The organism is Streptomyces sp. NPDC045956 (assembly GCF_056430705.1).
This window is the reverse complement of the sequence record NZ_JBWKKZ010000003.1, coordinates 604,759-628,150: the sequence shown is the minus strand read 5'-3', so window position 1 is coordinate 628,150 and position 23,392 is coordinate 604,759. Positions and strand designations below refer to the sequence as shown.

The window sequence follows — 23,392 nt, the reverse complement described above, 5'->3', positions numbered from 1 at the left end:
GCAGCAAACGTCAGGGAAGGGTGCGGTGGCGCCGGTGTGAAGGTCGCCGGTACGTGAGGTGTGGCGGCCCCGGGCACCCGGAGGCCCTGTTCGAGACGGGACGCGAACAACCGCTTTTGTTACAGGCGTATTTCACGCCGAATTGGGCGGCGACTGTTTCCGGCCTCTTCCGGTTTGTTCGAGTTTTCGTTCCGGCGGGTCGGCTCCGGGCGTCGCGCGGGGGCCGTGCCGCCGTCACCAGGGCACCGGACCGGGCGGACCCGGCGGCGTCGGCCGCGCGGCGGGCCCCGGCGCCCCCGGGCCGACCGCGGACCGGTGGGTTATCCGCCTTGTTCGTCGCGTGCGGACGCCCCCGCACCTGTTCTGGAGGGGCTCTGTGACGGCCAATTGACTGCGGTGGGGCTCGCACACGCGTGCGCTCTGTGTTCCGCCGGGTCGGATCAGGGCAGACGGCCCGTGGCGCGGGGGTGCCTGGCCGGCCGTCCGGACGAGGTGGCCGCTGACAAGGGTGGGGGAGATGGTTCGTACGGTTGTGGTGCACGACGAGGAGCTGCTGCGGTCGGCACTGGTGCAACTGCTCAGATCCGACGACACGCTGGAGGTCACGTCCTTGTGTCCCGGCTCACGGGAGCCGGACGGTGAGGAGTTGCCGGCGGACGTGTGCGTCGTGGACGGCGAGTACCTGCACGCGCCGGGGGACGTGCGCGGTCCGCTTCTGCGGGACGCCTTCGGGGACCGGTTCGTCGTGCTGGCGACCGCCCGGCGGCCGGGGGTGCTCCGCCGGGCGTTCGACGGGGGCGCGCTGGGACTGGTCGACAAGAACGCCCCGGTGCACCGGCTGCTCACGGCGGTGCACACGGTCGCCAAGGGGGAGCGGTTCCTGGACGAGACGCTCACCGTGGCGCTGCTGCAGGGCGCGGAGATGCCCCTGACGACCCGCGAGCTGAGTGTGCTCTCCCTGGCCTCGCAGGGGGCGCCGATCGCCGAGATAGCGGCGCGGCTGCACCTGTCCAGGGGAACGGTCCGCAACTACATGGCCACCGCGATCCGGAAGGTGGGGGCCCGCAACCGGGTGGACGCGATCCGGATCGTCCAGAGCGCCGGGTGGGCCTGACGGAGCCGGCGCGGTGCCGCGGCCGCCCCCCGCGCGGCGGTCACGGCCGTCCGGGCGGTCCCGCGTGCCAGTGCCCCGTGAGGTCGCGGTAGAGGGGTGAACGGTCCAGCAGCTCGTCGTGCGTGCCGCAGACGGCGTCCACACCGTCCAGGACGAGCACCCGGTCGGCCCGGACCGCCGACGACAGGCGGTGCGCCACCACCAGCACGGTTCCCGGCCGCCGTGCCAGGGCCTCCTCCGCCCGCGCCTCGGACGCCGGGTCGAGGTGGCAGGTGGCCTCGTCGAGCAGGAGCAGGGGCGCGGGCGACAGGTACGCGCGGGCCAGCGCCACGAGCTGCCGCTCCCCGTCGGTCAGGTCGGCGGGGCGCACCGCCGCGTCGAGCCCGCCGAGGCGCTCGATCAGCGGTCGCAGGCCGAGCGCCCGGGCTGCGGCGTCGAGTTCGGCGCGGCACGCGTCCGGGCGCAGGTACGCGATGTTCTCCGCGACGGTGCCGGAGAAGACGTAGGCCTCCTGCGGGACGAGCACCCGCTCGGCGGCCAGTTCACCGGTGGGCCGGCCGGTGACGGCGCGTCCGGCCACCCGTACCTCGCCGGCGGTGGGCGCGAGCGTGCCCGCGATCAGGCGGGTGAGCGTGGACTTGCCGATCCCGCTCGGGCCCACGACGGCGAGGTGTTCACCGGGGGCGACCCTCAGGTCGAGGGAGTCGAGAACCGGCTCCGCCCGGACGCCGTAGGCCAAGGTGACGGAGCGCAGTTCCACCGCGGGGGCTTCGCCGGTCGCGGGAGCCGTGAGGTCCGCGGGGGCCGTGAGGTCCGCGGGAGCCGTGAGGTCGGCGCGGGCCGTGCCGGTCGCGGCCGGTCCGCCGGGTGTCGGCCGAGAGCCGTGCCTGGCCGCCGGCACCGGCACCGGCACCGGACTCGGGCCGAGGATCCGGTCCAGGACGACGAGCAGCCGGGCCCCCGCCGTCCCCAGGGCGGTCATCAGCGTGTGCAGGGCGGGCAGCAGGGACTGCGCGAGATAGGTGAACGCACCCAGTAGCGCACCCGCCGACACCCCGCGCCCGCGCAGCCACGGCACCGCCGCCAGCAGCGCCAGTACGGGCAGGTGACCGGCGACACCGAGCGCCGTCGTGCGCACGGCCGCCCAGCCCGCCAGGAGCCGGGCCGCCGCGGCGGCGTCGTCGACCAGTTCCCCGCCGCGTCGTTCCGCTTCCGGTGCGGTCCCGGTGGCCGTGAGGTCCCGCAGCGCCGACCGGGACCGCGCCGCGTGGTCGCCGAGCGCCTCGTCGGCCGCCAGAGCACGCCGCTGCGCCGCCGCCATGGGCCGCAGCGTGAACAGGAACAGCGCCAGACCGCCCGCCAGCGGCGGCAGCACGACCACGAGCAGGGCCGGGTCCAGGGACAGCAGGCCGAGCAGCGCTCCGGCCGCGGTGAAGACGAAGGAGCGCAGGGTCAGGACGAGTCCGGCGAAGCTGTCCCGGGCGATCTCGACCTGGTTCGTCAGCCGGGAGACGGCCGCGCGGTCCGTCCCGGCGGCCCCGCCCGCCGCCGCCCGGGCCAGGGAGCGGTCCACCGCGTGGCGCACCAGGCCGTCGCGCAACGGCTCCGTCAACCCGGCGAGCTGCGCGAACACCCCCCGCACGACCGGAGCCCCGGACAGTACGGCGAGCAGGGCCACCCCGAGCCAGAGCAGCCCGCGGCGGGTGTCCCCGGCGAGGAACCCGTCGACGGCGTGGGCCACCCCGTAGCCGACCAGGAACGCCTGCCCCGACTCGGCCAGCGACCACAGGGTGAGCCGTACCAGGACCCCCTTGCGGCGGCCGAGGAAGCGGCGGGCCGGCGGCGCGACCCGGCGCAGCGTCCCGGCCCCGTCGTCCCGGGGCCCACCGCGACCGTCGGCCTCCGGACGCTCCGGACCCTCCGTACGCTCCGGGGTCTCGGTCCGCCGGTACCGGGCCGGTGTCATGGCCGTACCTCCTCGGGCCGCGGGGCGGCGGGGGTCTCGCGCGGGGGTGCGGGATCGGCGCCGCCGGTGCGGAAGACCGCGCGGTACCCGGGCAGCTCCCACAGCTCCCGGTGTGTGCCGGTGGCCCGCACGCACCCGTCCTCCAGCCAGAGCACCAGATCCGCGCGGGCCGCGACCGACTGGCGGTGCGCGACGACCAGCCGGGTGCCGGGCCGCACCGAGCGGCGCAGGGCGCGGTCGACCTCGTGCTCCGTGGCGGTGTCCAGGCTGGACGTGGCGTCGTCCATGACCAGCAGACGTCCGGCGTGCGCGAACGCCCGCGCCAGCCCGATACGTTGGCGCTCCCCGCCCGAGAGCGGCGCCGCCTCCAAGGGGGTGTCGTACCCGTGCGGGAGCCGGCGGACGAAGCCGTCGGCGCCCGCGGCCCGGGCGGCCTGCCGCACCTCCTCGGCCGACGGCCGCCACGCCCCGGCGGCGATCACCTCGGCGACCGTGCCCTCCCCCAGCGCCGGGCGTTCGAAGGCGAAGGCGACCTCGGTACGCAGCTCCCGACGGGTCAGCCGGTCGAGACGGACACCGTCCAGCAGCACCTGCCCCGCGTCGGGGTCGACGAGCCGCCCCGCCACGGCGGCCAGCACGGACTTCCCCGATCCGCTGCGGCCGACCACGGCGACCGTGGCGCCGCCCGGCACCCGCACTCCGTCGGCGCGCAGGACCTCCCTGCCGTCGCGCACCACGCGCACGCCCCGCAGTTCGAGTGCGCCCGGGCCGTCCGGGGGCAGGCGCAGCGGCCCGTGGGCCAGCGGGGCCGTCTCCTCCAGCTCCAGGGTCCGGCGCCGGGCCTCGCGGCCGCGCACGACCGCGCCCAGCAGGGAGGCGGTCCCCCCGACGCCGGCGGCCAACTGCGCGTACCGGCAGGCGGCGAGCATGTCCCCCACGCTCAGGTCGCCGGACGCCAGGCGCAGCCCGCCGACGGCCGTCGCGGCCAGGGTCAGCAACGGGACCAGGACGCCGCTCCTGGCGAGGGCCCGGCCGTGCAGGGCCCACATGTGCCGTCCCTGATCGGCGAGTTCGGCGAGCGGCGCCAGTACCCGCGCGCGTTCCCGGGCGGTGGTCCCCGCGGCGACGATGGTCGCCGTGCCGTCCAGGGTCTCCAGGAGCCGCGACGCGATCCGGGCCTGGGTGCGCTGGTAGGCGGCGACCGACGCGCCGGTGTCCCGGGCGAAGGCCCGCAGCACCAGCGCCAGGGCGGGCAGTCCGGCCAGCACGCAGGCCGTCACCCACAGGTCGACGAAGGCCAGGGCCACGAGCGCGCCGAGCGGGGTGACGAGCGAGGCCGCCAGGGACGCGCGGGCCGCGGGGGCGCCTCCCGCGTCGGCGGCGTTCAGGGTCAGGCGGGTGCCGACGTCCCCGGGCGTCCAGGGGCGTGCGCGCTCGGGGGCGGCGCGCAGCAGTCCGGCGAGGGCGCCGCGGCGGACCGACGCCGTCCGAGCGGCGTTGCAGCGGCCGGTGAACAGCGAGGTCAGACTGTCGAACAGCAGCTCGCCCAGGAGCAGCGCGGCACTCAGGGCCAGCCAGTGTCCGGCGTCGCCGTCGCGCAGCAGCAGGTCCAGTGTCCGGCCGAGGACGACGGGCTGGGCCACCGCCGCGACGGCCGCCGCGACCGAGCACGACAGCACCAGCGCTTCGAGCCCGCGCCCCCCTTCCGCGCGGCCGGCCGCGTCCTTCGCCGAGGACGGCCGCCGTTCACGGGGCCTCGTCTCCGCCACCGGCCCCAGCCCCTTCCGTCCGTTCCGTCCGTTCCGTCACTCCGGCATTCCGGCATTCCGGCCGGGCCGTCCGAGCGCATGCGTCGGCGCCCCGGGAGTCCCCGGGGCGCCGTTACCGGGCGGCGTGGCTCACCACGTCACCGCGGCGGTCGTTCCCGCGTCAGTTACAGGTGGTGATGCTCAGGCTGCTGTCGCCGCAGAGCAGCAGGCTGGCGCGGCTTCCGGTCTCGACGTCCCCCATGGCCTCTTCCTTGGGGGTCTCCATCGACTGCAGGTCAAACAGGTTCATGACATCTTCCCTTCGTACGGCAACGGGTGTGCTTCGGTCACGACCCCGGATGGGGCCGAGTCTGGGGGCCGCTGCCCTTCGGCAGCGGCGGCAGGAACGGCAGGGCGGCGGGCTCGTCGCCGAGTACGGAGGCGACGGCCAGCAGGCATCCGGCCGTACCCGTGGAGAGGTCCATGGACAGGCGCATCATCTGCTCGCCGGGGAAGGCGAGCCGGTCGCGGTAGGACATGGCGTGCCAGGCCAGGGCCTCGAGCTGGCGCCCGACGGCCGCCGGGCCGGTGCCGGGCACCTCGGCGGTGGTCCGGCCGAGGTACAGCACCATGCCGGCGACGCCCCGGTAGAGCCCGGGCTGGGCGTAGAACATGGCCTGCGCCGCCGCCACGATCTCGCCCCGCGCCCGGGCGAACTCCTCGTCGTCCCGGTGGGCCAGGTAGTCGTCCAGCACCATGCCGATGCCCACGCTGCCCGCGCCCAGGTAGGGCATGGTGCGCCAGCCCTCGTCCACCTGCAACGCGCCGCCCGCGCCGCGGACGCAACGGGCGAGGTCCTCGCGCAGGGCGTCACGGGCCAGGTCGAGGTGGGACGCATCGCCGGTGCGTTCGAAGAGCCGTACGAAGAGCAGCGCGCGTCCCGCGGCGCCGTACAGCAGTCCCGCGCGGGGCCGGCCGGAGCCCTCGCTCCCGGCACGGGCGCCGTCGGCCGTCAGCTCGGCGCAGCGCAGGGCCGCCGCGTGCAGTGCGCTCTCCCCGGTGGTGGCGGCCAGCGAGTCGAGGGCCAGGCCCAGTCCGGCGGTGCCGCTGTGCAGGTCGGGACCCAGGTGGCCGAAGGGCTGGTCGACAAGGAGTTCGACCAGGTCGAGGGCGCGGTCGCGGTGGCCGAGACGCTCCAGGGTCCAGGCCAGGCCCGCGAGGCCGTCGTGGAAGCCGTGCGGCATGCCCGAGGGCGGTTGCTTGGTCCGCTCCAGCAGCCACTGCTCGCCGTCCTCGTCCCGTCCCGCCCCGCTCTCGGCCAGGGCGTACAGCACTCCGGCCGCCCCGTGGCCGAAGGCCAGCCCGCCGCCCGCCGTGGCGAACTGCGCGATGTCGCCGGGGAAGAGCCGGTCCGTGCGGGACGGCGTCGCGGAGCCGCGGACGGCCTCGGCCATCGAGTCCCGGCTGCGGGGCCAGTCGTTCGGCCGGACCGGCGCCACCGGACCGGACGGCCGCCGCTGGGGGCGGGCGCCGTCGGCACCGGCCGTGATCTCGTCTACCGCCGCGTCCAGGAAGGACCGGTCCACGGGGAACCGCTCCGCGATCACGTCCGCGAGGTGGGCGGCCTTGCGGCGGTCGAGCGCCAGCAGGCTGGTGAGCGGGAGGAACAGCGCGAGCCGCAGACACGCCAGCGCGTACCGGTCGACCGCGACGCCCCGCCGGTCGGCCGGCGCCACGAAGCCGGGGTTGGCGACGGTCTGCCGTCCGGGTTCGTCGACGTGGTGCGCGGCCTCGAAGTCCAGCAGCGAGACGCTGTCGTCCTCGCGGATCATGATGTTGAACAGGTGCAGGTCGTTGAAGACCACGCCCCGGGCGTGGACGTCGGCGACGGCACGCTCCACCCGTGCGTGGACGTCGAGGGCCCAGGCGGTGTACTCGGCGAGTCTCCGCTCGTCCGGGTCGGCCTCGATGAGCGGGTGCCGACGGGCGAAGAAGGTGTTGAGCGGCTTGCCGTCGATGTGCTCCAGTACGAGGAAGTGGTGCTCCCCGACCGTGAGGTGGTCCAGCACCTCGGGCGTGCAGTCGAGCCCCGACAGCAGTTCCAGCGCCCGGCGTTCGCGGTGCAGGCGGGCCACCGCGTCGGCGCCGTCGGCCGCGAGACCGGCGTGCGGGCGGGCCTCCTTGAGGACGACCTGCTCGCCGGTGCGGGTGTCCCGGGCGAGGTAGACGCCGCCGCCGTTGGAGAAGTGCAGCGCCGATTCGATGGCGTAGGGCAGGCCGGTGACGGTCACCGCGGCTCGGGCGTCCAGGTGCGGGCGCAGGAAGGCGGGCGGGCGCACCCAGTCGGGTATCCGGAAGGCCGGTCCGCGCAGATCGGGCACGAGCACACCGTCGGGGCCGGTGACGGCCGGCCGCAGCTCGCCGTTGGCGTCGTAGCAGTTGCGGCGGGTGAAGCCGCCGTACCGGACGTGCACCGGGCCCTCGCCGATCCGCAGGTCGCTCAGGATGTGCGGGCCGGGTTCGCCGGCCAGCAGGCCGGACAGCTCGTCCACGAGTCGCTCGAAGTCCGCCTCGTCCGCGGGGTACACGGTGATGAACTTGCCGCTGCCGGCCCGGTCGGCGTACTTGGCGTTGCGCTGGTGGAGCAGGTAGCGGCTGGGCACGAACTTGAAGGCCGTGCCGCGCTCGACGCAGTGCAGCCACACGCGGTCCAGCACGCTCTCGGCGTTGTCGAGACAGGCCGCGACGTGGATCTTCCAGCCCTGGTCGGGCAGGGTGGCCTCGACCGGGCGCAGGGCGAGCCAGTCGCCGCTCTCGTTGCGCTGCCATCCCTCCGGCACGGGCCGGGAGGCCGCGGCGTACCGGGAGCGCCCGGCGCCGGTCCGCGGGGACGTGCGGTGGGGAGCGTCGTAGAAGTGCGGGTCCGCGTCGCAGTACACGGCGTAGCCCTTGTTCACGCCTACTCCCTTCCACCGGTCGCTGACGGAGATGACGGTGTCATGCCGCCGACCGCCCCGCACAGTTGCCGCTGTCACCTCTCCGACGTGCGGAACGCACGGGTAACTTCGCGGGCGCGCTGCCCGGAGAAGAGGTGACGATCCGTCAGAACGGTGGTCCCGGCCGGTACGTGCGGCGCCGCCCGCTCAGGCCGGGGGTGCCGCCGGCTCGTCGGGGCGGGCCGCCCACAGGCCCCGCACGTGTCCCAGGTGCCGTGTCGTCGCCGCGCGCACGGCCTCCTCGTCGCGGGCGAGCAGCGCGTCGAGGATCTCCAGGTGCTCCTCGGCCGAGGCCCGGAGCCGCCCCTGCTCGGCCAGGGCCGTCAGCCCGTACAGCCGGGAGCGCCGGCGCAGGTCCCGGACGACGTCCACCAGATGGGCGTTGCCCGCCAGGCCCAGCAGCCCCAGGTGGAAGCGCAGGTCGGCGTCGACGTACGCGATGAGGTCGCCGGCCACGGCGGAGGCGACGGTCTCCTCGGCGACCGGGCGCAGGGCCGCCAGGGCCGCGGGGTCGGCGGTGCCCGCGAGTGCGGCCGTGGTGGGGATCTCGATGAGTGACCGCAGGTGCGTGTACTCGTCGAGCTGCCGGTCGGAGACGGCGGTGACCCGGAATCCCTTGTTGGGCACGGTGTCGACCAGGCCCTCCTTGGCGAGGTCGAGCATCGCCTCGCGCACGGGGGTGGCGGAGACGCCGAAGCGGGCGGCGAGCCGGGGCGCCGAGTGGACCTCGCCGGGGCGCAGTTCGCCCGCGACGAGGGCGGCGCGCAGTGCCTCGGCGACCCGCTCGCGGTGACTGGTCCTCCTGCCTCCGAGGACGGGCAGGGCGGGACCGTCGGCGTTCACAGCACGAACCCGGCGGGGAAGGGGTCGTCGGGGTCCAGGAGGTACTGGGCGGTGCCGGTGATCCAGGCCCGGCCGGTGAAGCTGGGCAGCACGGCGGGCCGGCCCCCGACCTCGGTGGTGCCGAGCAGCCGTCCGGTGAACCGGGTGCCGATGAAGGACTCGTTCACGAACTCGGTGTGCAGCGGGAGGTGTCCGCGGGCGTGCAGCTGGGCCATGCGGGCGCTGGTGCCGGTGCCGCAGGGCGAGCGGTCGAACCAGCCGGGGTGGATCACCATGGCGTGCCGGGAGTGGCGGGCGGTGGCGTCGGACGCGGTCACCTGCACGTGGTGGCAGCCGCGGATGGTCGGGTCCTCGGGGTGGACCGGTGCCTCCGCCTCGTCGACGGCCGCCATCAGGGCGAGCCCGGCGGCCAGGATGTCGTCCTTGCGGGACCGCTCGAAGGGCAGCCCGAGCCGCTCCAGGGGCAGGATCGCGTAGAAGTTGCCGCCGTAGGCGAGGTCGTACCGCACGGTCCGGCCGTCGGGCAGGGTGACCTCGCGGTCCAGGCCGACGGCGAAGGACGGGACGTTGCGCAGGGTCACCGCCCGGGCCGCGCCGCCCTCCACGGCCACCTCGGCGACGACGACGCCGGCGGGGGTGTCGAGGCGGATGGTGGTGACGGGTTCGACGACCTCGACCATGCCGGTCTCGACGAGGACGGTCGCCACGCCGATGGTGCCGTGGCCGCACATGGGCAGGTAGCCGGAGACCTCGATGTAGACGACGCCCCAGTCGCAGTCGGTCCGGGTGGGCGGCTGGAGGACGGCGCCGCTCATGGCGGCGTGGCCGCGCGGCTCGTTCATCAGCAGCCGCTTGACGTCGTCGCGGTGTTCGCGGAAGTACAGCCGCCGCTCGTTCATGGTTGCGCCGGGGAGGGTGCCGAGGCCGCCGGTGACCACCCGGGTGGGCATGCCCTCGGTGTGCGAGTCGACGGCGTGCAGGACGAGTGTGCTGCGCATACGGGGCTCCCTAGGCGAGTCCGGCCGCGAGGGCCTTCTCGGTGGCGGCGCGGACGGCGGCCTCCTGGTCGGGCAGCAGCGGGACGCGCGGTGGGCGGCAGGGGCCGCCGTGCCGCCCGGCGAGGTCCATGGAGCACTTGATGGCCTGGACGAACTCGACCTTCGAGTCCCAGCGCAGCAGCGGGTGCAGCAGCCGGTACAGCCGCTCGGCCGTGGCCAGGTCACCGGCGACGGCGGCGCGGTACAGCTCGACGCAGGCGGCGGGCAGCGCGTTGGGGTACCCGGCGATCCAGCCCTTGGCGCCCGCGACCGCCAGCTCCAGCAGGACGTCGTCGGCGCCTGCCAGCAGGTCGAGTTCCGGAACCAGTTCCGCGATGCGGTAGGCACGGCGGACGTCTCCGGAGAACTCCTTGACGGCCCGGATGTGGCCCTCGCCGTGCAGCCGGGCGAGCAGTTCCGGCACCAGGTCCACCTTGGTGTCGACGGGGTTGTTGTAGGCGACGACCGGCAGGCCCGCCCGCGCCACCTCCGCGTAGTGGGCGAGGACGGAACGCTCGTCGGCACGGTAGGCGTTGGGCGGCAGCAGCATCACCGCGGCGCAGCCCGCCTCGCGTGCCCGCTCGGCCCAGCGGCGGGCCTCGGCGGAGCCGTAGGCCGCGACGCCGGGCACGACCCGTGCCCCGCCGACCGCGGCGACGGCGGTCTCGACGACCCGGGCGCGCTCCTCGGGGGTGAGCACCTGGTACTCGCCGAGGGAGCCGTTGGGGACGACGCCGTCACAGCCGTTCGCCACCAGCCAGGCGCAGTGCTCTGCGTAGGCGTCGTGGTCGACGGAGAGGTCCTCGCGCAGCGGCAGCGCGGTGGCGACGAGGACGCCGCGCCAGGGAAGGTGGTCGGTCATGAGGGTCCCCTCTCGGTTTCACTGCGGCTCTTCGGGTTCCTGCGGCTCTTCCGGTTCGCGCGGCTCTTCGGGTTCCTGCGGCTCTTCCGGTTTCCGCGGCTCTTCGGGTTCCTGCGGCTCTTCCGGTTCGCGCGACTCTTCGGGTCCCTGCGGCTCTTCCGGTTCCCGCGGCTCGCCGGGTTCCTCGGACCGCGTCCGGGCGAGCACGCCGAGGGGCACCGGGCGGGCGAACGGCCGCCTGGCCGGGCCGGGTTCGCAGCCGGTGAGACCGGCGACCGCGGGGGCGCACATCCGGCCCTGGCACCAGCCCATCCCGGCGCGGGTCAGCAGCTTGACGGTGCGGACGTCCCCCGCACCGAGCGACTCCACGGCCTCCCTCACGGCGTCGGCGGTCACCTCCTCGCAGCGGCAGACCACGGTGTCGTCGGTGACCTGTCCGGTCCACCCGGCGGGCGGGGGGAAGGCGGCGGCGAGGGCGTCGGCGGCCGTCCGCAGGGGCTCGCGCGCTCTCGCGGCCCGCGCCCATCCGGCCGGTTCGGGTGCGAGGCCCCGCAGCCGGGCGGCGATCGAGCGGCCGGCGAGGTGCCCCTCGGCGAGGGCCAGGGCGGCCCCGCCGATGCCGGTGGCCTCGCCGGCCGCCCAGACGCCGGGGACGCTCGTGCGCTGCTCGGCGTCGACGGCCACCGCCGGACCGTCCAGGCGGCAGCCGAGACCGTCGGCGAGATCGGTGTGCGGGAGCATGCCGTGGCCGACGGCCAGGGTGTCGCAGGCGAGGTGGCGTCCGGTGCCGCGCCGGACCCGTCCGCCGGCGTCGAGGGCGGCGACGGTCACGCCGGTCAGGCGGTCCTCGCCGTGGGCGCGGACGACGGCGTGCCGGGTGAGCGGGCGGACGCGGTGACGCAGCAGCCGGGCGGCGTGGCCGGCGCCCTCGGGGAGCTTGCCGGCCAGAGCGCGGGCGTGGCCGGCGATCCGCTTCGGGTCGGCCGCCTCGACGAGGGCCGCCACCCGCACGCCGGCCGCCGCGAGCCCGGCCGCCACCGGGAGCAGCAGGGGTCCGGTGCCGGCCACGACGGCGGTCCTCCCGGGCACGACCAGTCCGCCCTTGAGCATGGCCTGGGCGCCCCCGGCGGTGACGACGCCGGGCAGGGTCCAGCCGGGGAAGGGCAGGACGTGCTCGTAGCCGCCGGTGGCGAGCAGCACCGCGTCCGCGTGCACGTCGGACGGCTCGTCCTGCCCGGGGCCGAGCAGGGCACGCACCGTGAAGGCGCCGGACCGCTCCTCGACGAACCACACGTGGTGTTCCGTCAGGACGCGGACGCCGCGGTCGGCGAGCCCGTCCCGCAGCCTCGCCCAGGTGCGCCACTGGTGGTGCAGGGCCTGCGGGCGCCGGGCGCCCAGCTCGGCGGCGGGCTGCCGGAAGTACTGGCCGCCGGGCTGGTCCCCGGCGTCGAGGACCGTCACCCGCAGCCCTCCCGCCGCCGCCGCGAGGGCCGCCGCGAGCCCGGCCGGGCCCGCTCCGACCACCGCCAGCTCAGTCCTCATGGCCGGTCCCGGCCTGGGTGCGGATGCTGTCGCCGGGGCGTACGGGGACCAGGCAGGCGCGCTGGTTGGGGCGGTCGTTGACGGTGACCAGGCAGTCGAAGCACACACCGATCCCGCAGAACACCCCGCGCGGGACGCCCGAGCCGCGGGTGGTGCGCCAGGAGGTGATGCCGGCCGCCCAGAGCGCGGCGGCGACGGTCCGGCCGGGCAGCACCCGGACCGGCCGGCCGTCGACGGTGACGGTGAGGGCGGGCGCGGGCCGCGCCCGGACCAGCCGGAGGGGATTCACGGGGCCTCCTCGGAGAAGCGGTCGGGGCGGAAGGCGTCGAGGTCGAGGGCGGCCCGCTCACCGGTCAGCAGTCGGGCGATCAGGTGCCCGGTGCCGGTGGACAGCCCGATGCCGGCTCCCTCGTGTCCGCAGGCGTGGAGGAGGCCGGGTGCCCTCGGGTCGGGGCCGATCGCCGGGAGGTGGTCGGGCAGGTACGGCCGGAAGCCGGCGTAGGTCCGCACGGCCCGCACCTCCGCGAGGAAGGGGAACAGCCGCGTCGCCCCGGCGGCCAGCGCCCGGAGCGCCGGCACGGACACCGACCGGTCGAAGCCGACCCGTTCGCGGCTGGCGCCGATGAGGACCGGCCCCGCCGCCGTTCCCTCCACGACCGGGGAGGTCCGCAGGCCGGCCGTGTCGCTGGCGACGTCGTGGACGTAGTCGGCGGCGTACACCTTGTGCCGCACGCGGGGCGGCAGCGGTTCGGTGACGAGGACGTGGCCGCGCCGGGGCAGGACCGGCAGCCGGACACCGGCGAGAGCGGCCACCTCACCGGCCCAGGGTCCGGCCGCGTTGACGACCGCCGGTGCGTGCAGGTCGCCGCGGTCGGTACGTACTCCGCGCACGGCGCCGTCGCCCGCGCCGGATGCCGGTCACCGTGCGGCCGGTGCGCAGCCGGGCCCCCGAGGCCCGCAGCAGGTGGGCGGCGGCCAGGGCGGGCATCACCTGGGCGTCCCCGGGGTAGTGCACGGCGCCCGCGAGACCGGGGGCCAGACGGGGTTCCAGGTCGTGGATCCGGTCCGCCGCGACGGCCTCCGCCACCACCCCGGCCGCCCGCTGCCCGGCGGCGAAGGTCTCCAGGCCGGCGAGTGCTCCCGGGGTCTCGGCGACGACCACACCGCCCTTGGCCTCGTACTCGACGGCGGGGCGGCCCAGCTCCCCGGACAGTTCGGTCCACAGGCGGGCGGACAGCAGGGCGAGGTCCAGCTCGGGACCCGGTGCCTTGTCGGAGACGAGGAGGTTGCCCTCCCCCGCTCCGGTGGTGCCGCCGGCAACCGGGCCGCGGTCCACGACGATCACGTCGAGCCCCGATCGGGCGGCGTACCACGCACAGGCCGCGCCCACCATTCCGGCCCCGACCACCACGACATCGCAGGTCAGCGACTCGATCACGGCAGTACTATGTCACACATCACACTGCCTGGGAACAGGGCCGCGACCCTCCCGCGGGGGTCACCCGGGGTCACTCGGAGGCGGGGACCACCCTCAGCCGGGCGGTGCCGCGACGGGGTCGCGCGGGCCGGGGCGGCGTGCGGCGCGGCTCGCGCAGGACCAGCGTCAGGCGGGTGTGGCCCAGCTCCTCCAGCACCCTCGGGGTCTCCACCACGACCCGGCACTCGGTGGCGCCCCAGCGCGGGTCGGGGTGGTGCAACGGCCTTACCGCGCCGTCGTGTTCGACGGCCTCGGCGCCGACGGCGCGCATCCAGTGGGGGAGGCCCTGGCGGTAGGCGGCCTCCATGATCGGGTCCTGGGCGATGTCGCGGCGGACGGCCTGCAACCCGGGGTCGTGGCCGTACCGCTCCAGCGTGGCGGCGAAGTGCGCGAGCATGGGCAGGCACCAGCTCGACTCGTGCTCCCCGAGGACGCCGGACGCGTCCGGGTGGAAGAGGACGAACCTGAGGAAGTTGTCACCCGGCATGGCCGTCGGGTGCGGGCCGGCCCCCCGGAAGAGTGTCCGGAAGGCGCTGTTGGTCAGGACCACGTCCCAGCGATGGTCGACGACGAGGGACGGGAAGGCGACGGCCTCCAGGAGCGCGGTGTAGTCCTGGAGGTACGCCTGGGCGTCGGGGGTCGCGGGACCGGGCCGCGGCGCCGGCCGCTGCCCTCCTGCCTGAAATGCCATCGGGAGGTCACCCCTCTTGCCTATGCGGCCTTCTCGCGGCGTCCCGATCCTGGTGCCCCGGTGCAAGCCGTGTCAACTATCGTGGCATTTCGTGCCTGTTGACGGCTGAAATAGGCCACAGTTGTGGCGAGACCTGGATGTGAGTTCGAGCGGCAGGCTACTCTCCGGGAGTTCACGGCAACCGCTTGTGCAAAGCCTGTGAGGCCTGTGAGAGACGTAGGAGAGCTGTCGGTGACGGGTGGCTTCGAGGGTCCGGGCGCCATGCCGACGGCGGTGCTGTCCGCCGTCGTCGCCCGCGTCGCCGACCTCGCGGACCGGCTCGGCGTGCCGCACGCCGAGGTCTTCGACGTCGGCCGGCTGTCCGCCGCCTCCGGCGTCCCCGAGTCCGTGGCGGGCGCGCTGCTCGGCGGGCGCCCGGCCGGCGAACCCGACGTGCAGGCCCGGTTCGTGCAGCGCCTGGACCTGCTGCGCCGTACCCGGCTGAAGCCGAACGGCCGCAAGTACACCCAGCAGGAGATCGCCGACGGGGCCGGCATGTCCCGGCAGCAGGCGGGCGCCCTCATCAACGGCGACCGGCGGCCCACCATGGAGCACTGCGACGCCATCCAGCGCTTCTTCCGGGTGCACGCCGGGTTCCTCACCGCCGAGGACCCCGAGGCGCTCGCGAGCGCCTTGCAGCGCACCGAGCAGGAGCTGTTGCAGCAGCTCGCCGACCGGGAGCGGCAGGCGGCCGCGGTCGACGACGACCCCCTGGAGCGGCTGCTGCAGGACCACGGGGTGCGCGGGATCGCCTGGCGGGCCGCGCAACTCCCCACCGACCAGCACCGCGACAAGGTCGCCGAGTGGCTGGACATGCTCCTGGAGAGCGTCAAGCGACCGGAGTCCTGAACGGGATTGTCAGTGGTGGGCGGCAAGCTGGACGTGTGCCACCGCCGTGCGGGGGCGCGTGACCGCTGACGTCGTTGTGGGGAGAGCCGACCGATGACCACCGCCGTACTGACCGACCACGAGCGCACGGCCGTTCAGGCCTACCTGCGGCTCCTGCACACCGTGCGGGCCGGCTTCGACACCGCGGCGGGCCCGGCGGACGCCCGACGCCCACCCGTCGTCCCGCCCTCCGTGCTGGCCGAGGCGGAACGGGCGCTGGAGGCCGCCGGACTGACGGGGAACGAGGAGGCGTTCTTCCGGCTCCTGCGCGACTGGTGCCCGCGGCCGTGACCCGGGGGCCGCGGCCCGGGGCCGGGTGACGGGTGGCAGGTGGCGGGGTTCAGGCGTGGGGGACCGTGACCGCCGTGGCGACCAGGCCGTGCCGGGCGGTCCAGCGGCCGTCGAAGTGGCCGAGACGCCGTCCGCCCACGAGAGGGCCGGGCACCAGGAGAGCGGCGCGCAGGGTGCCGCGGTGCGGGTCCACCGGGTCGACGGAGATCTCGATGTCTGCCTCCATGAAGTCCAGCCACTGCCCGGTCAGGGGGAACCACGCCTTGTAGACCGACTCCTTGGCGCTGAAGAGGAGCCGGTCCCAGTGGACGCCGGGCCGCTCCCGGGCCAGTCGGCGCAGCCGCTCCGCCTCGACGGGCAGGGAGACACCGGGCAGGACGCCGTCCGGCAGCGGCCCGTCGGGCTCGGCGTCGATACCGACGGAGGCGAGGTCGGTGGCGCGGACCAGGGCGGCGGCGCAGTAGCCGTCGCAGTGGGTCATGCTGCCGACCAGCCCGGACGGCCACCGCGGCGCGCCGCGTTCGCCGTGGAGCACGGGCTGGGCGGGCACGCCGAGCTTCTCCATGGCCCGGCGTGCGCAGGACCGCACCGCGGTGAACTCCCGGCGGCGCTTGTCGACCGCCCGGGCCACGAGCGCCGCCTCCTCCGGGTAGAGGGGCAGGTGCCCGGCGTCGTCCCGCCCGTGGGCCTCCACGGTGACCACCGTGGCGGGCAGCAGCTCCTCTATCACCGGGCGGTCTCCTCTCGCGGCGGCGACGGCAGGATGCGGCGCAGCTGTCCGGGCTGCCCGGTCCGCTTGCGCCACTCGCGGGGGTAGCCCACCGACACCTCCTCGAAGCGGACGCCCTCGTGCCAGGTGGTCCGCGGGATGTGCAGATGTCCGTAGACCATGGTGTCGACCCGGAACCTGCGGTGCCAGTCGGCGGTCAGGCGGGTGCCGCACCACATGGCGAACTCCGGGTACCACAGGACGTCGGTGGGGTGGCGGTCCAGCGGGTAGTGGTTGACGAGGATCGTCGGCAGCCCGTCCGGGAGCGCGGCCAGTCTGCGCTCGGTCTCCGCGACCCGCGCCCGGCACCATGCCTCGCGGCTCGGGTACGGGTCGGGGTGGAGCAGGTACTCGTCGTTGCACACGACGCCGGTGCCGTGGGCGTACGCCAGCCCCTCGTCCTTGGTGGCGCACCCGGTGGGCAGGAACGAGTAGTCGTAGAGCAGGAACAGCGGTACCACGACCGCCGGCCCGCCGACGCCGTCCCACACCGGGTACGGGTCCTCGGGCGTCGTCACGCCCAGCTCGCGGCACATCTCGACGAGGTGCTCGTAGCGGGCGGTGCCGCGGAGGGTGACCGAGTCCTTGGGGTGGGTCCACAGTTCGTGGTTCCCGGGGACCCAGACCACCCGGCGGAAGCGGTCCGCGAGGGTGCCGAGGGCCCAGCGGACGTCGGCCACGGTCTCCGCCACGTCGCCGGCCACCAGGAGCCAGTCGTCGTCGGATTCCGGGCGCATCTTCTCGACCAGTGCGCGGTTCTCCTCGTAGCCGATGTGCAGGTCGCTGATGGCCCACAGCTGCCCCGGACCACCGTCCGTCGCCGCCATCCCCACCCCTTCCGGACGCGCGTTCGAGGTCACGAGAGCACGAGATCACATCCCGGACCCGCTCACAAGGGCGGCTCGCCCCATCGGACCAGCGGGTGCTCCCGCCCACTCCAAGGAGAACGGACGCGTGCGTGTGACGCGCTTTGCGCCGTGGGGCACGGGACCCCCTATGATCGCCCCGACACCACCGCCACGAATCTCCCTCCGCGCAGGGCGGCTTGGTGTCCCTCCATCCCCCTTGGCCGGGCACGGCCGGCTTCGCCCTGCCCGCGACCCGCGAAAGGCGGCCTGCATGGTTTCTCCCGTACGCGTCTGGCTCAACCGCACGTACGCGGAGAACGTCTTCTTCATGGATCAGCTGCGGAGAAATCCCGCCGACCGGGCCGTCGAGATCCACGCCACGCACGGCGACCCGGACTCCCCCGTCCTGGCCGCCGCCGACACGGCCGAGCTGGAGCCCGAGGGCCTGTCCCCGGCCGGGTACGTCGAGTACGCCCTGGACCAGTGCGCGCGCCGGGGCATCCACGTGTTCGTGCCCCGACTGCACCAGGCGGCGGTCGTGGCCCACCGCGCCGAGTTCGAGGCGGCAGGTACGGCGTTGCTGGCGCCGCCCCCGGAGGCGGTGGCCGTCTTCGAGGACAAGGTGGTCGCCTACGAGGCCGTGCGGGCGGTCGGCGTGCCGGTCCCGCCCTGGTGGCGGGTCCGCACCGCCGACGAACTCGTCGCTGCCGTCGAGGAGTTGGAGGCGCACGGTCATCGGGCGTGTTTCAAACCGGCGTCCGGTGCGGGCGGCGTGGGCTTCCGCATGGTCACCCGCGCCCCGTTCTCCCTCACCCACCTGAACGGCTTCCCGAGCCCGGAGGTGCCGCTGCCGCTGGTCGTCGAGGCGCTGCGGGCGGCCGAGGAGCCGGTGGACTGGCTGGTGATGCCGCGGCTGGAGCAGCCGGAGGTCTCCGTGGACTGCCTCACCGGGCCCGACGACCGGGTACGGCTGGCCGTGGGCCGCACGAAGCACGGCCGCCGCCGGGGGTTCACGCTCCATGAGCAGTGGCTGGCACCGGCCCGGCTGATCGCCGAGACGTTCGGGCTGCACCACCTGTCCAACGTGCAGTTCCGGATGTTCGGCGACCGGCCCGTCCTGATGGACGTCAACACCCGCCCGGCCGGCGGGCTGCACCAGCTGGCGCTGTGCGGCGTCAACGCGCCCTGGGCGGCGGTCCGGCTGGCCCTCGGCGACGACCCGGGCGAACTGACCCCGCCCTTCCTGGGCCAGGACTACGCGGTGGTGTCCGGACCGCGCTCGCTGCGACCCGTTCCCCTCCCCCACCAGCGCACGGAACCGCCCGGCGGACCGGCCCCGACCGCCGGGGCGGTATCGGCGTCCGCATCCGCGTCGCCGTCCCCCTCCGCGCCCCCGTCCGTGTCGCCGTGCGCGAGTGCGTCGGTTCAGGCTTCCACCGGTCGCCCGTCGGCCGGGGCGCCGGCCGTCGGCCCGGTGGGCGCCCCGGCACCGGACCACCCGGCCGCGGGCGCCCCCGCGTAGCGAGCCGCGCGGCGGGCGCACCGGGCCGCCCCCGTGGGACGGACGGGTCGCGCGGGGCCGCTCCTACCCGAGGTACGCCAGGCCGGGATGGACCGCCGTGTAGCCGTCGACGAGGCGGCGGGCGACGTCGACCGAGTCGACCAGGGGATGCAGGGCGAAGGCGCGTACCGCCGCCGTGCGGGAGCCGGTCTCCGCGGCCGTCATGACCTCGCGCTCGACCGCCTTGACCGAGCAGACCAGCCCGGTGGCGTGAGCGGGCAGCGGGTCGACGGCCACCGGGTGCGCGCCGTTCGCGTCGACCAGGCACGGGACCTCGATCACGGCGTCGGCGTCGAGCACCGACAGGGTGCCGCGGTTGCGGACGTTGAGGATGAGCGTGGTGCGCTCGTCGCGGGCCACCGCCCGCATCAGCGCCAGCGCCACCTTCTCGTAGCCGCCGGACAGGTCGTCCGCCTCGCGCTCGCCCGCGCCCGCAGTCTCCCGGTTCTCGGCCATGTAGGTGGCCTCGCGTTCGGCGCGGGTGCGGTCCCAGGTGGCGAGCGCCGGGGCGTCGGCCCGGCGCATCGCGTCGTAGAAGGCGGCCTGCTGGTCGCGCAGGAAGGCGCCCCGGGTGCGGTCGGCCTCCCGATAGGCGCGGACGGTCTCCCGGTTGAAGTAGTAGTAGTGCAGGTACTCGTTGGGGATCGCGCCGAGGGAGCGCAGCCACTCGGCGCCGAAGAGCCGGCCCTCCTCGAACGATCCGAGCAGCGCCGGGTCGGCGAGCAGCCGCGGCAGTTCGTCGCGGCCGCCGACGCGCAGACCCCGCACCCAGCCGAGGTGGTTGAGGCCGACGTAGTCGACGTGGGCCCGCCGCGGGTCGGCGCCCAGCGCGCGGGCGACGCGCCGGCCGAGGCCGACCGGTGAGTCGCAGATGCCGATGACGCGGTCGCCGAGGTGACGGGCCATGGCCTCGGTGACCAGACCGGCCGGGTTGGTGAAGTTGATGACCCAGGCGTCCGGCGCCAGCCGGGCCACCCGGCGGGCGATGTCGACGGCGACGGGAACGGTCCGCAGCCCGTAGGCGATGCCGCCCGCGCCGACCGTCTCCTGCCCGAGCACGCCCTCGGCGAGCGCCACCCGCTCGTCCTCGGCCCGGCCTTCGAGGCCGCCGACGCGGATCGCCGAGAACACGAAGTCGGCGCCGCGCAGCGCCTCGTCCAGATCCGTCGTGGCGGTCACCTCGGGCGCGTCGGCCACCCCGGCCGCCTGTTCGGCCAGCACCCTGCTGACCGCCGACAGGCGTGCCGCGTCGAGGTCGTGCAGCACGACGTGCGTCACCCGTCCCTCGGCACGGTCCCCGAGGAGGGCGCCGTACACGAGCGGCACCCGGAAACCGCCGCCGCCCAGAATCGTCAGCCTCACGCCCGCACCCTTCCCTCACCCGGCCGCACTTCCGCCTGGCGCCGATCATGGCACGCCGGGCGGCGCGTCACACCGACCGCCGGCGCCCGTACCCCGGCGGGTGACGGCGCTTCAGCGAAGCTCGGCCCGGAATCCCGCCGGTGTCTGGTCCGTGTGCTGGTGGAAGAACTTGGAGAAGTTCGCCGCGTCCGGGAAGCCGACCGCCGCGCCGATCCGGCCGATCGGCATGTCGGTGTGGGCGAGGAGGCGCTTGGCCTCCAGGACGACCCGCTTGTCGATGAACCCCTTGGGCGTCTCTCCGGTGGCGGCGCGTACCGCGCGGACGAGGGTGCGGCGGGAGTAACCGAGCGCGTCGGCGTAGGCGCTGACGCTGTGGTTGGTGGCGAAGCCCCGCTCGACCGCGTCCCGGAAGAGGGTGAAGGCGGTGTCGTTCGGCACGTCCCCGAGGCCTTCGCGCGCCGCCTGCGCGGAGCTGACCGCGAGATGGGCGAGGCGCAGCAGGAACGCGGAGAGCGTGTGGCGCAGTACGGCGGTGTGCAGGCTGAGGGGCAGGGTGGTGGCGTCCTCGTACTCCCGGTGCAGCTGGTCCAGCGCGGCCGTCAGCCCGGCGAGCCGCGCCTCGTCGGGGTGGAGCAGGGGCGGCAGGTCGTAGCGGTAGAGGCCGGTGGCCTGCACCGTGGCGCGCGGCAGGAAGCCGGGCTGCATGGTCAGCACCGTTCCGCGGTACTCGCTGTCGGGCGAGAAGCGGTGGACCTGTCCGGGCCGGATCCACAGCAGATCGCCGGCCGTCGCCTCGTACTCGGCGAAGTCGATCATGTGTCGGACCGGGCCGCCGGTGAAGAGCATGACGACGTGGAAGTCGATGCGGTGCACGCGGTGCAGCGGGGCGTGTGCGTGCCAGGTGCGGCCGGCGCCCATGGGACCGACCTGCACACCGACGCCGAGGAGGCTGAGATCGACCGGGAAGGGGAAGGTATCGATCCCGTCGCCTCCGCCGATGCTGCCGCCGTCGCCGTCGTCGCCGTATTGGATGTTTTCGTCCGCCATGTCCTTCTCGTGCCGTCCCACCCGTGCGCCCGACTCCGCGGGCGTGTCCCACTTTCACCACAGGCTGGCACACGACGACCTTCACTCACAAAAGTCAGACTTTTAAGTTTGAACACGTCAGACCGGCAACTTCGCTCCGATCGAGGATTTCTTGAAGATGAGCACGCACACAGTGGACAGCGCGGACCGCTTCGAATGGACCGAACTCGACCGGCGTGCCGTCGACACCGCCCGCCTCCTCGCGGCCGACGCGGTGCAGAAGGTCGGCAACGGGCACCCGGGTACGGCGATGGCCCTGGCCCCGGCCGCGTACACGCTCTTTCAGAAGGTGATGCGACACGATCCGGCCGATCCCGAGTGGACCGGCCGTGACCGCTTCGTCCTCTCCCCCGGGCACACCTCCCTGACCCTGTACTCCCAGCTCCACCTCGCCGGCTACGAGCTGGAACTGGGCGACCTGAAGGCCTTCCGTACGCACGGCTCCAAGACGCCCGGCCACCCCGAGTACGGGCACACCGCGGGCGTGGAGACCACCACCGGGCCGCTGGGCCAGGGCGTCGCCAACGCGGTGGGCATGGCGATGGCCGCCCGGTACGAGCGGGGCCTGTTCGACCCGGAGGCCCCCGCGGGCGAGTCCCCCTTCGACCACACCGTCTGGGCGATCGTCTCCGACGGCGACCTCCAGGAGGGCGTCTCCGCGGAGGCGTCGTCGCTCGCCGGCCACCAGCGGCTCGGCAACCTCGTCCTCCTCTACGACGACAACCACATCTCCATCGAGGGCGACACCGCGACCGCCTTCTCCGAGGACGTGCTGAAGCGGTACGAGGCCTACGGCTGGCACGTGCGGCGCATCGAGCCCGCCGGGAACGGCGACGTCGACCCGCACGCCCTGTACGCGGCGCTGACCGCGGCCAGGGCGGAGACCGGCCGGCCCTCCATCATCGCCATGCGCACGATCATCGCCTGGCCCGCCCCGAACGCGCGGAACACCGAGGCCTCCCACGGCTCCGCCCTCGGCGAGGCAGAGGTCGCCGCCACCAAGCGCGTCCTCGGCTTCGACCCGGACCGCAGCTTCGAGGTCCCGGCCGAGGTCCTCGCCCACACCCGCCGGGCCCTGGACCGGGGTGCCGAGGCGCACGCCGCCTGGGACAAGCGGATCGACAAGTGGCGGGGCGCCCAGCCGCGGCGCGCCGAACTCTTCGACCGGGTGGTGGCCGGCCGGCTGCCCGAGGGCTGGGCCGACGCGCTGCCGGTGTTCGAGACGGGCAAGGCGCTCGCCACCCGCGCCGCCTCCGGCAAGGTCCTCCAGGCACTCGGTCCGGTACTGCCCGAGCTGTGGGGCGGCTCGGCCGACCTGGCCGGTTCGAACAACACCACGATCGACGGCGCCGGCTCCTTCCTCCCCGAGGGCAACCCGCTGCCCACGGCCGACCCCTACGGCCGCACCGTCCACTTCGGCATCCGCGAGTTCTCCATGGCGGCCGAGATGAACGGCATCGCGCTGCACGGCAACACCCGCATCTACGGCGGCACCTTCCTGGTCTTCTCCGACTACATGCGCAACGCCGTGCGGATGTCCGCGCTGATGCAGCTGCCGGTGACCTACGTGTGGACGCACGACTCCATCGGCCTCGGCGAGGACGGCCCGACCCACCAGCCCGTCGAACACCTCGCCGCGCTGCGCGCCGTCCCGGGCCTCAACGTGGTCCGCCCGGCCGACGCCAACGAGACCGCCACCGCCTGGGCCGAGATCCTCCGGCGCCACTCGACCCGACCGGCCCCGCACGGCCTCGTCCTCACCCGCCAGGGCGTGCCGACCTACGAGCCGAACCCCGACGCGGCCAGGGGCGGGTACGTCCTGGCGGACGCCTCCACCGGCACCCCGGACGTCGTCCTGATCGCCACCGGCTCCGAGGTGCGGCTGGCCGTGGCCGCGCGGGAGGCGCTGGAGGCCGAGGGGACCGCCACCCGGGTGGTGTCGATGCCGTCCGTGGAGTGGTTCGAGGAGCAGCCGCGCGCGTACCGCGAGAGCGTGCTGCCGCCGTCCGTGCGGGCCCGGGTGGCCGTGGAGGCCGGTATCGGCCTGACCTGGCACCGGTTCGTCGGGGACGCGGGGCGCATCGTCTCCCTGGAGCACTTCGGCGCCTCCGCCGACGCCGAGACCCTGTTCACCGAGTTCGGCTTCACCGCCGGGCACGTCGCCGCCGCCGCCCGGGAGTCCCTGGCCGCCGTGCGCGGCTGACCCGGTCGGATCGCACCGGACCGCGTCCGACCGCACCGGTCGGGCCGGTCCGGCAGCGGGAAGAAACCA

The 23,392-nt window shown here is 75.0% G+C and carries 19 protein-coding genes and 1 pseudogene; 5 read left to right on the top strand and 15 right to left on the bottom strand.

Going from position 1 to position 23,392, the window contains the following annotated elements; genetic code table 11:
- Positions 1-517 precede the first annotated feature (517 nt).
- A complete protein-coding gene (locus AC07FV_RS11735) occupies positions 518-1,114 on the top strand; it encodes a LuxR C-terminal-related transcriptional regulator (RefSeq protein ID WP_479086544.1) in 597 nt (198 codons plus the stop codon).
- Between the two features lie 40 nt (positions 1,115-1,154).
- Here AC07FV_RS11735 and AC07FV_RS11730 read toward each other — a convergent pair whose 3' ends face one another.
- From AC07FV_RS11730 to AC07FV_RS11680, 11 genes and pseudogenes are all read right to left on the bottom strand, one after another.
- On the bottom strand, positions 1,155-3,080 hold the full coding sequence (locus AC07FV_RS11730) for an ABC transporter ATP-binding protein (protein WP_479086543.1): 1,926 nt from the start codon (positions 3,078-3,080) through the stop codon (positions 1,155-1,157).
- Positions 3,077-4,849: an ABC transporter ATP-binding protein gene (locus AC07FV_RS11725; protein ID WP_479086542.1), complete on the bottom strand. Its 1,773-nt coding sequence runs from the start codon at positions 4,847-4,849 to the stop codon at positions 3,077-3,079. The genes AC07FV_RS11730 and AC07FV_RS11725 overlap by 4 nt, the downstream gene beginning before the upstream one ends.
- 160 nt (positions 4,850-5,009) lie before the next feature.
- On the bottom strand, positions 5,010-5,138 hold the full coding sequence (gene ramS / locus AC07FV_RS11720) for a mycelium formation morphogenetic lantipeptide SapB (RefSeq protein WP_003972313.1): 129 nt from the start codon (positions 5,136-5,138) through the stop codon (positions 5,010-5,012).
- Positions 5,139-5,175: 37 nt separating this feature from the next.
- A complete protein-coding gene (gene lanKC / locus AC07FV_RS11715; protein WP_479086540.1) occupies positions 5,176-7,785 on the bottom strand; it encodes a class III lanthionine synthetase LanKC in 2,610 nt (869 codons plus the stop codon).
- A gap of 186 nt (positions 7,786-7,971) precedes the next feature.
- Positions 7,972-8,667 (bottom strand): GntR family transcriptional regulator, encoded by a 696-nt coding sequence (locus tag AC07FV_RS11710; protein ID WP_479086538.1) that lies wholly within the window; start codon positions 8,665-8,667, stop codon positions 7,972-7,974.
- Entirely contained in the window at positions 8,664-9,665 is a 1,002-nt protein-coding gene (locus AC07FV_RS11705) for a proline racemase family protein (RefSeq protein WP_479086537.1), read from the bottom strand. The genes AC07FV_RS11710 and AC07FV_RS11705 overlap by 4 nt, the downstream gene beginning before the upstream one ends.
- Positions 9,666-9,675: 10 nt before the next feature.
- A complete protein-coding gene (locus AC07FV_RS11700; RefSeq protein ID WP_479086535.1) occupies positions 9,676-10,566 on the bottom strand; it encodes a dihydrodipicolinate synthase family protein in 891 nt (296 codons plus the stop codon).
- An 18-nt stretch (positions 10,567-10,584) separates the two neighbouring features.
- Positions 10,585-12,108, bottom strand: a complete 1,524-nt coding sequence (locus AC07FV_RS11695; RefSeq protein WP_479086533.1) for an FAD/NAD(P)-dependent oxidoreductase — start codon at positions 12,106-12,108, stop codon at positions 10,585-10,587.
- Positions 12,098-12,397 carry a (2Fe-2S)-binding protein gene (locus AC07FV_RS11690; protein WP_479086531.1) on the bottom strand — a complete coding sequence of 100 codons (300 nt, stop codon included), beginning with the start codon at positions 12,395-12,397 and terminating at the stop codon, positions 12,098-12,100. Before AC07FV_RS11690 ends, AC07FV_RS11695 begins: the two co-directional genes overlap by 11 nt.
- A pseudogene (locus AC07FV_RS11685) lies at positions 12,394-13,546 on the bottom strand (NAD(P)/FAD-dependent oxidoreductase). The gene AC07FV_RS11690 and the pseudogene AC07FV_RS11685 overlap by 4 nt, the downstream one beginning before the upstream one ends.
- Positions 13,547-13,616: 70 nt before the next feature.
- Entirely contained in the window at positions 13,617-14,276 is a 660-nt protein-coding gene (locus tag AC07FV_RS11680; protein WP_479086529.1) for an MmyB family transcriptional regulator, read from the bottom strand.
- Positions 14,277-14,507: 231 nt separating this feature from the next.
- On the opposite strand from AC07FV_RS11680, the gene AC07FV_RS11675 reads away from it, so the two are divergent.
- On the top strand, positions 14,508-15,164 hold the full coding sequence (locus AC07FV_RS11675) for a helix-turn-helix domain-containing protein (RefSeq protein WP_479086527.1): 657 nt from the start codon (positions 14,508-14,510) through the stop codon (positions 15,162-15,164).
- A gap of 93 nt (positions 15,165-15,257) precedes the next feature.
- On the top strand, positions 15,258-15,494 hold the full coding sequence (locus AC07FV_RS11670; protein ID WP_479086525.1) for a hypothetical protein: 237 nt from the start codon (positions 15,258-15,260) through the stop codon (positions 15,492-15,494).
- A 49-nt stretch (positions 15,495-15,543) separates the two neighbouring features.
- Here the strand turns inward: AC07FV_RS11670 and AC07FV_RS11665 are convergent, their stop codons facing one another.
- Positions 15,544-16,224 carry a 4'-phosphopantetheinyl transferase family protein gene (locus AC07FV_RS11665; RefSeq protein ID WP_479086523.1) on the bottom strand — a complete coding sequence of 227 codons (681 nt, stop codon included), beginning with the start codon at positions 16,222-16,224 and terminating at the stop codon, positions 15,544-15,546.
- The gene (locus AC07FV_RS11660) at positions 16,221-17,090 is read right to left on the bottom strand and encodes a metallophosphoesterase family protein (RefSeq protein ID WP_479086521.1); all 870 of its coding nucleotides are present in this window, start codon (positions 17,088-17,090) and stop codon (positions 16,221-16,223) included. Before AC07FV_RS11660 ends, AC07FV_RS11665 begins: the two co-directional genes overlap by 4 nt.
- Positions 17,091-17,382: 292 nt before the next feature.
- Here AC07FV_RS11660 and AC07FV_RS11655 point away from each other — a divergent pair, with 292 nt between their 5' ends.
- A complete protein-coding gene (locus AC07FV_RS11655) occupies positions 17,383-18,633 on the top strand; it encodes an ATP-grasp domain-containing protein (protein WP_479086519.1) in 1,251 nt (416 codons plus the stop codon).
- 63 nt (positions 18,634-18,696) lie between these two features.
- Here AC07FV_RS11655 and AC07FV_RS11650 read toward each other — a convergent pair whose 3' ends face one another.
- Together AC07FV_RS11650 and AC07FV_RS11645 are read right to left on the bottom strand one after the other, a co-directional pair.
- Positions 18,697-20,034 (bottom strand): 6-phospho-beta-glucosidase, encoded by a 1,338-nt coding sequence (locus AC07FV_RS11650; RefSeq protein WP_479086517.1) that lies wholly within the window; start codon positions 20,032-20,034, stop codon positions 18,697-18,699.
- A gap of 111 nt (positions 20,035-20,145) precedes the next feature.
- The gene (locus AC07FV_RS11645) at positions 20,146-21,081 is read right to left on the bottom strand and encodes a helix-turn-helix transcriptional regulator (protein WP_479086515.1); all 936 of its coding nucleotides are present in this window, start codon (positions 21,079-21,081) and stop codon (positions 20,146-20,148) included.
- A gap of 157 nt (positions 21,082-21,238) precedes the next feature.
- Between AC07FV_RS11645 and tkt the strand changes: the two genes are divergently transcribed.
- The gene (gene tkt, locus AC07FV_RS11640; RefSeq protein ID WP_479086513.1) at positions 21,239-23,323 is read left to right on the top strand and encodes a transketolase; all 2,085 of its coding nucleotides are present in this window, start codon (positions 21,239-21,241) and stop codon (positions 23,321-23,323) included.
- Positions 23,324-23,392 lie beyond the last annotated feature (69 nt).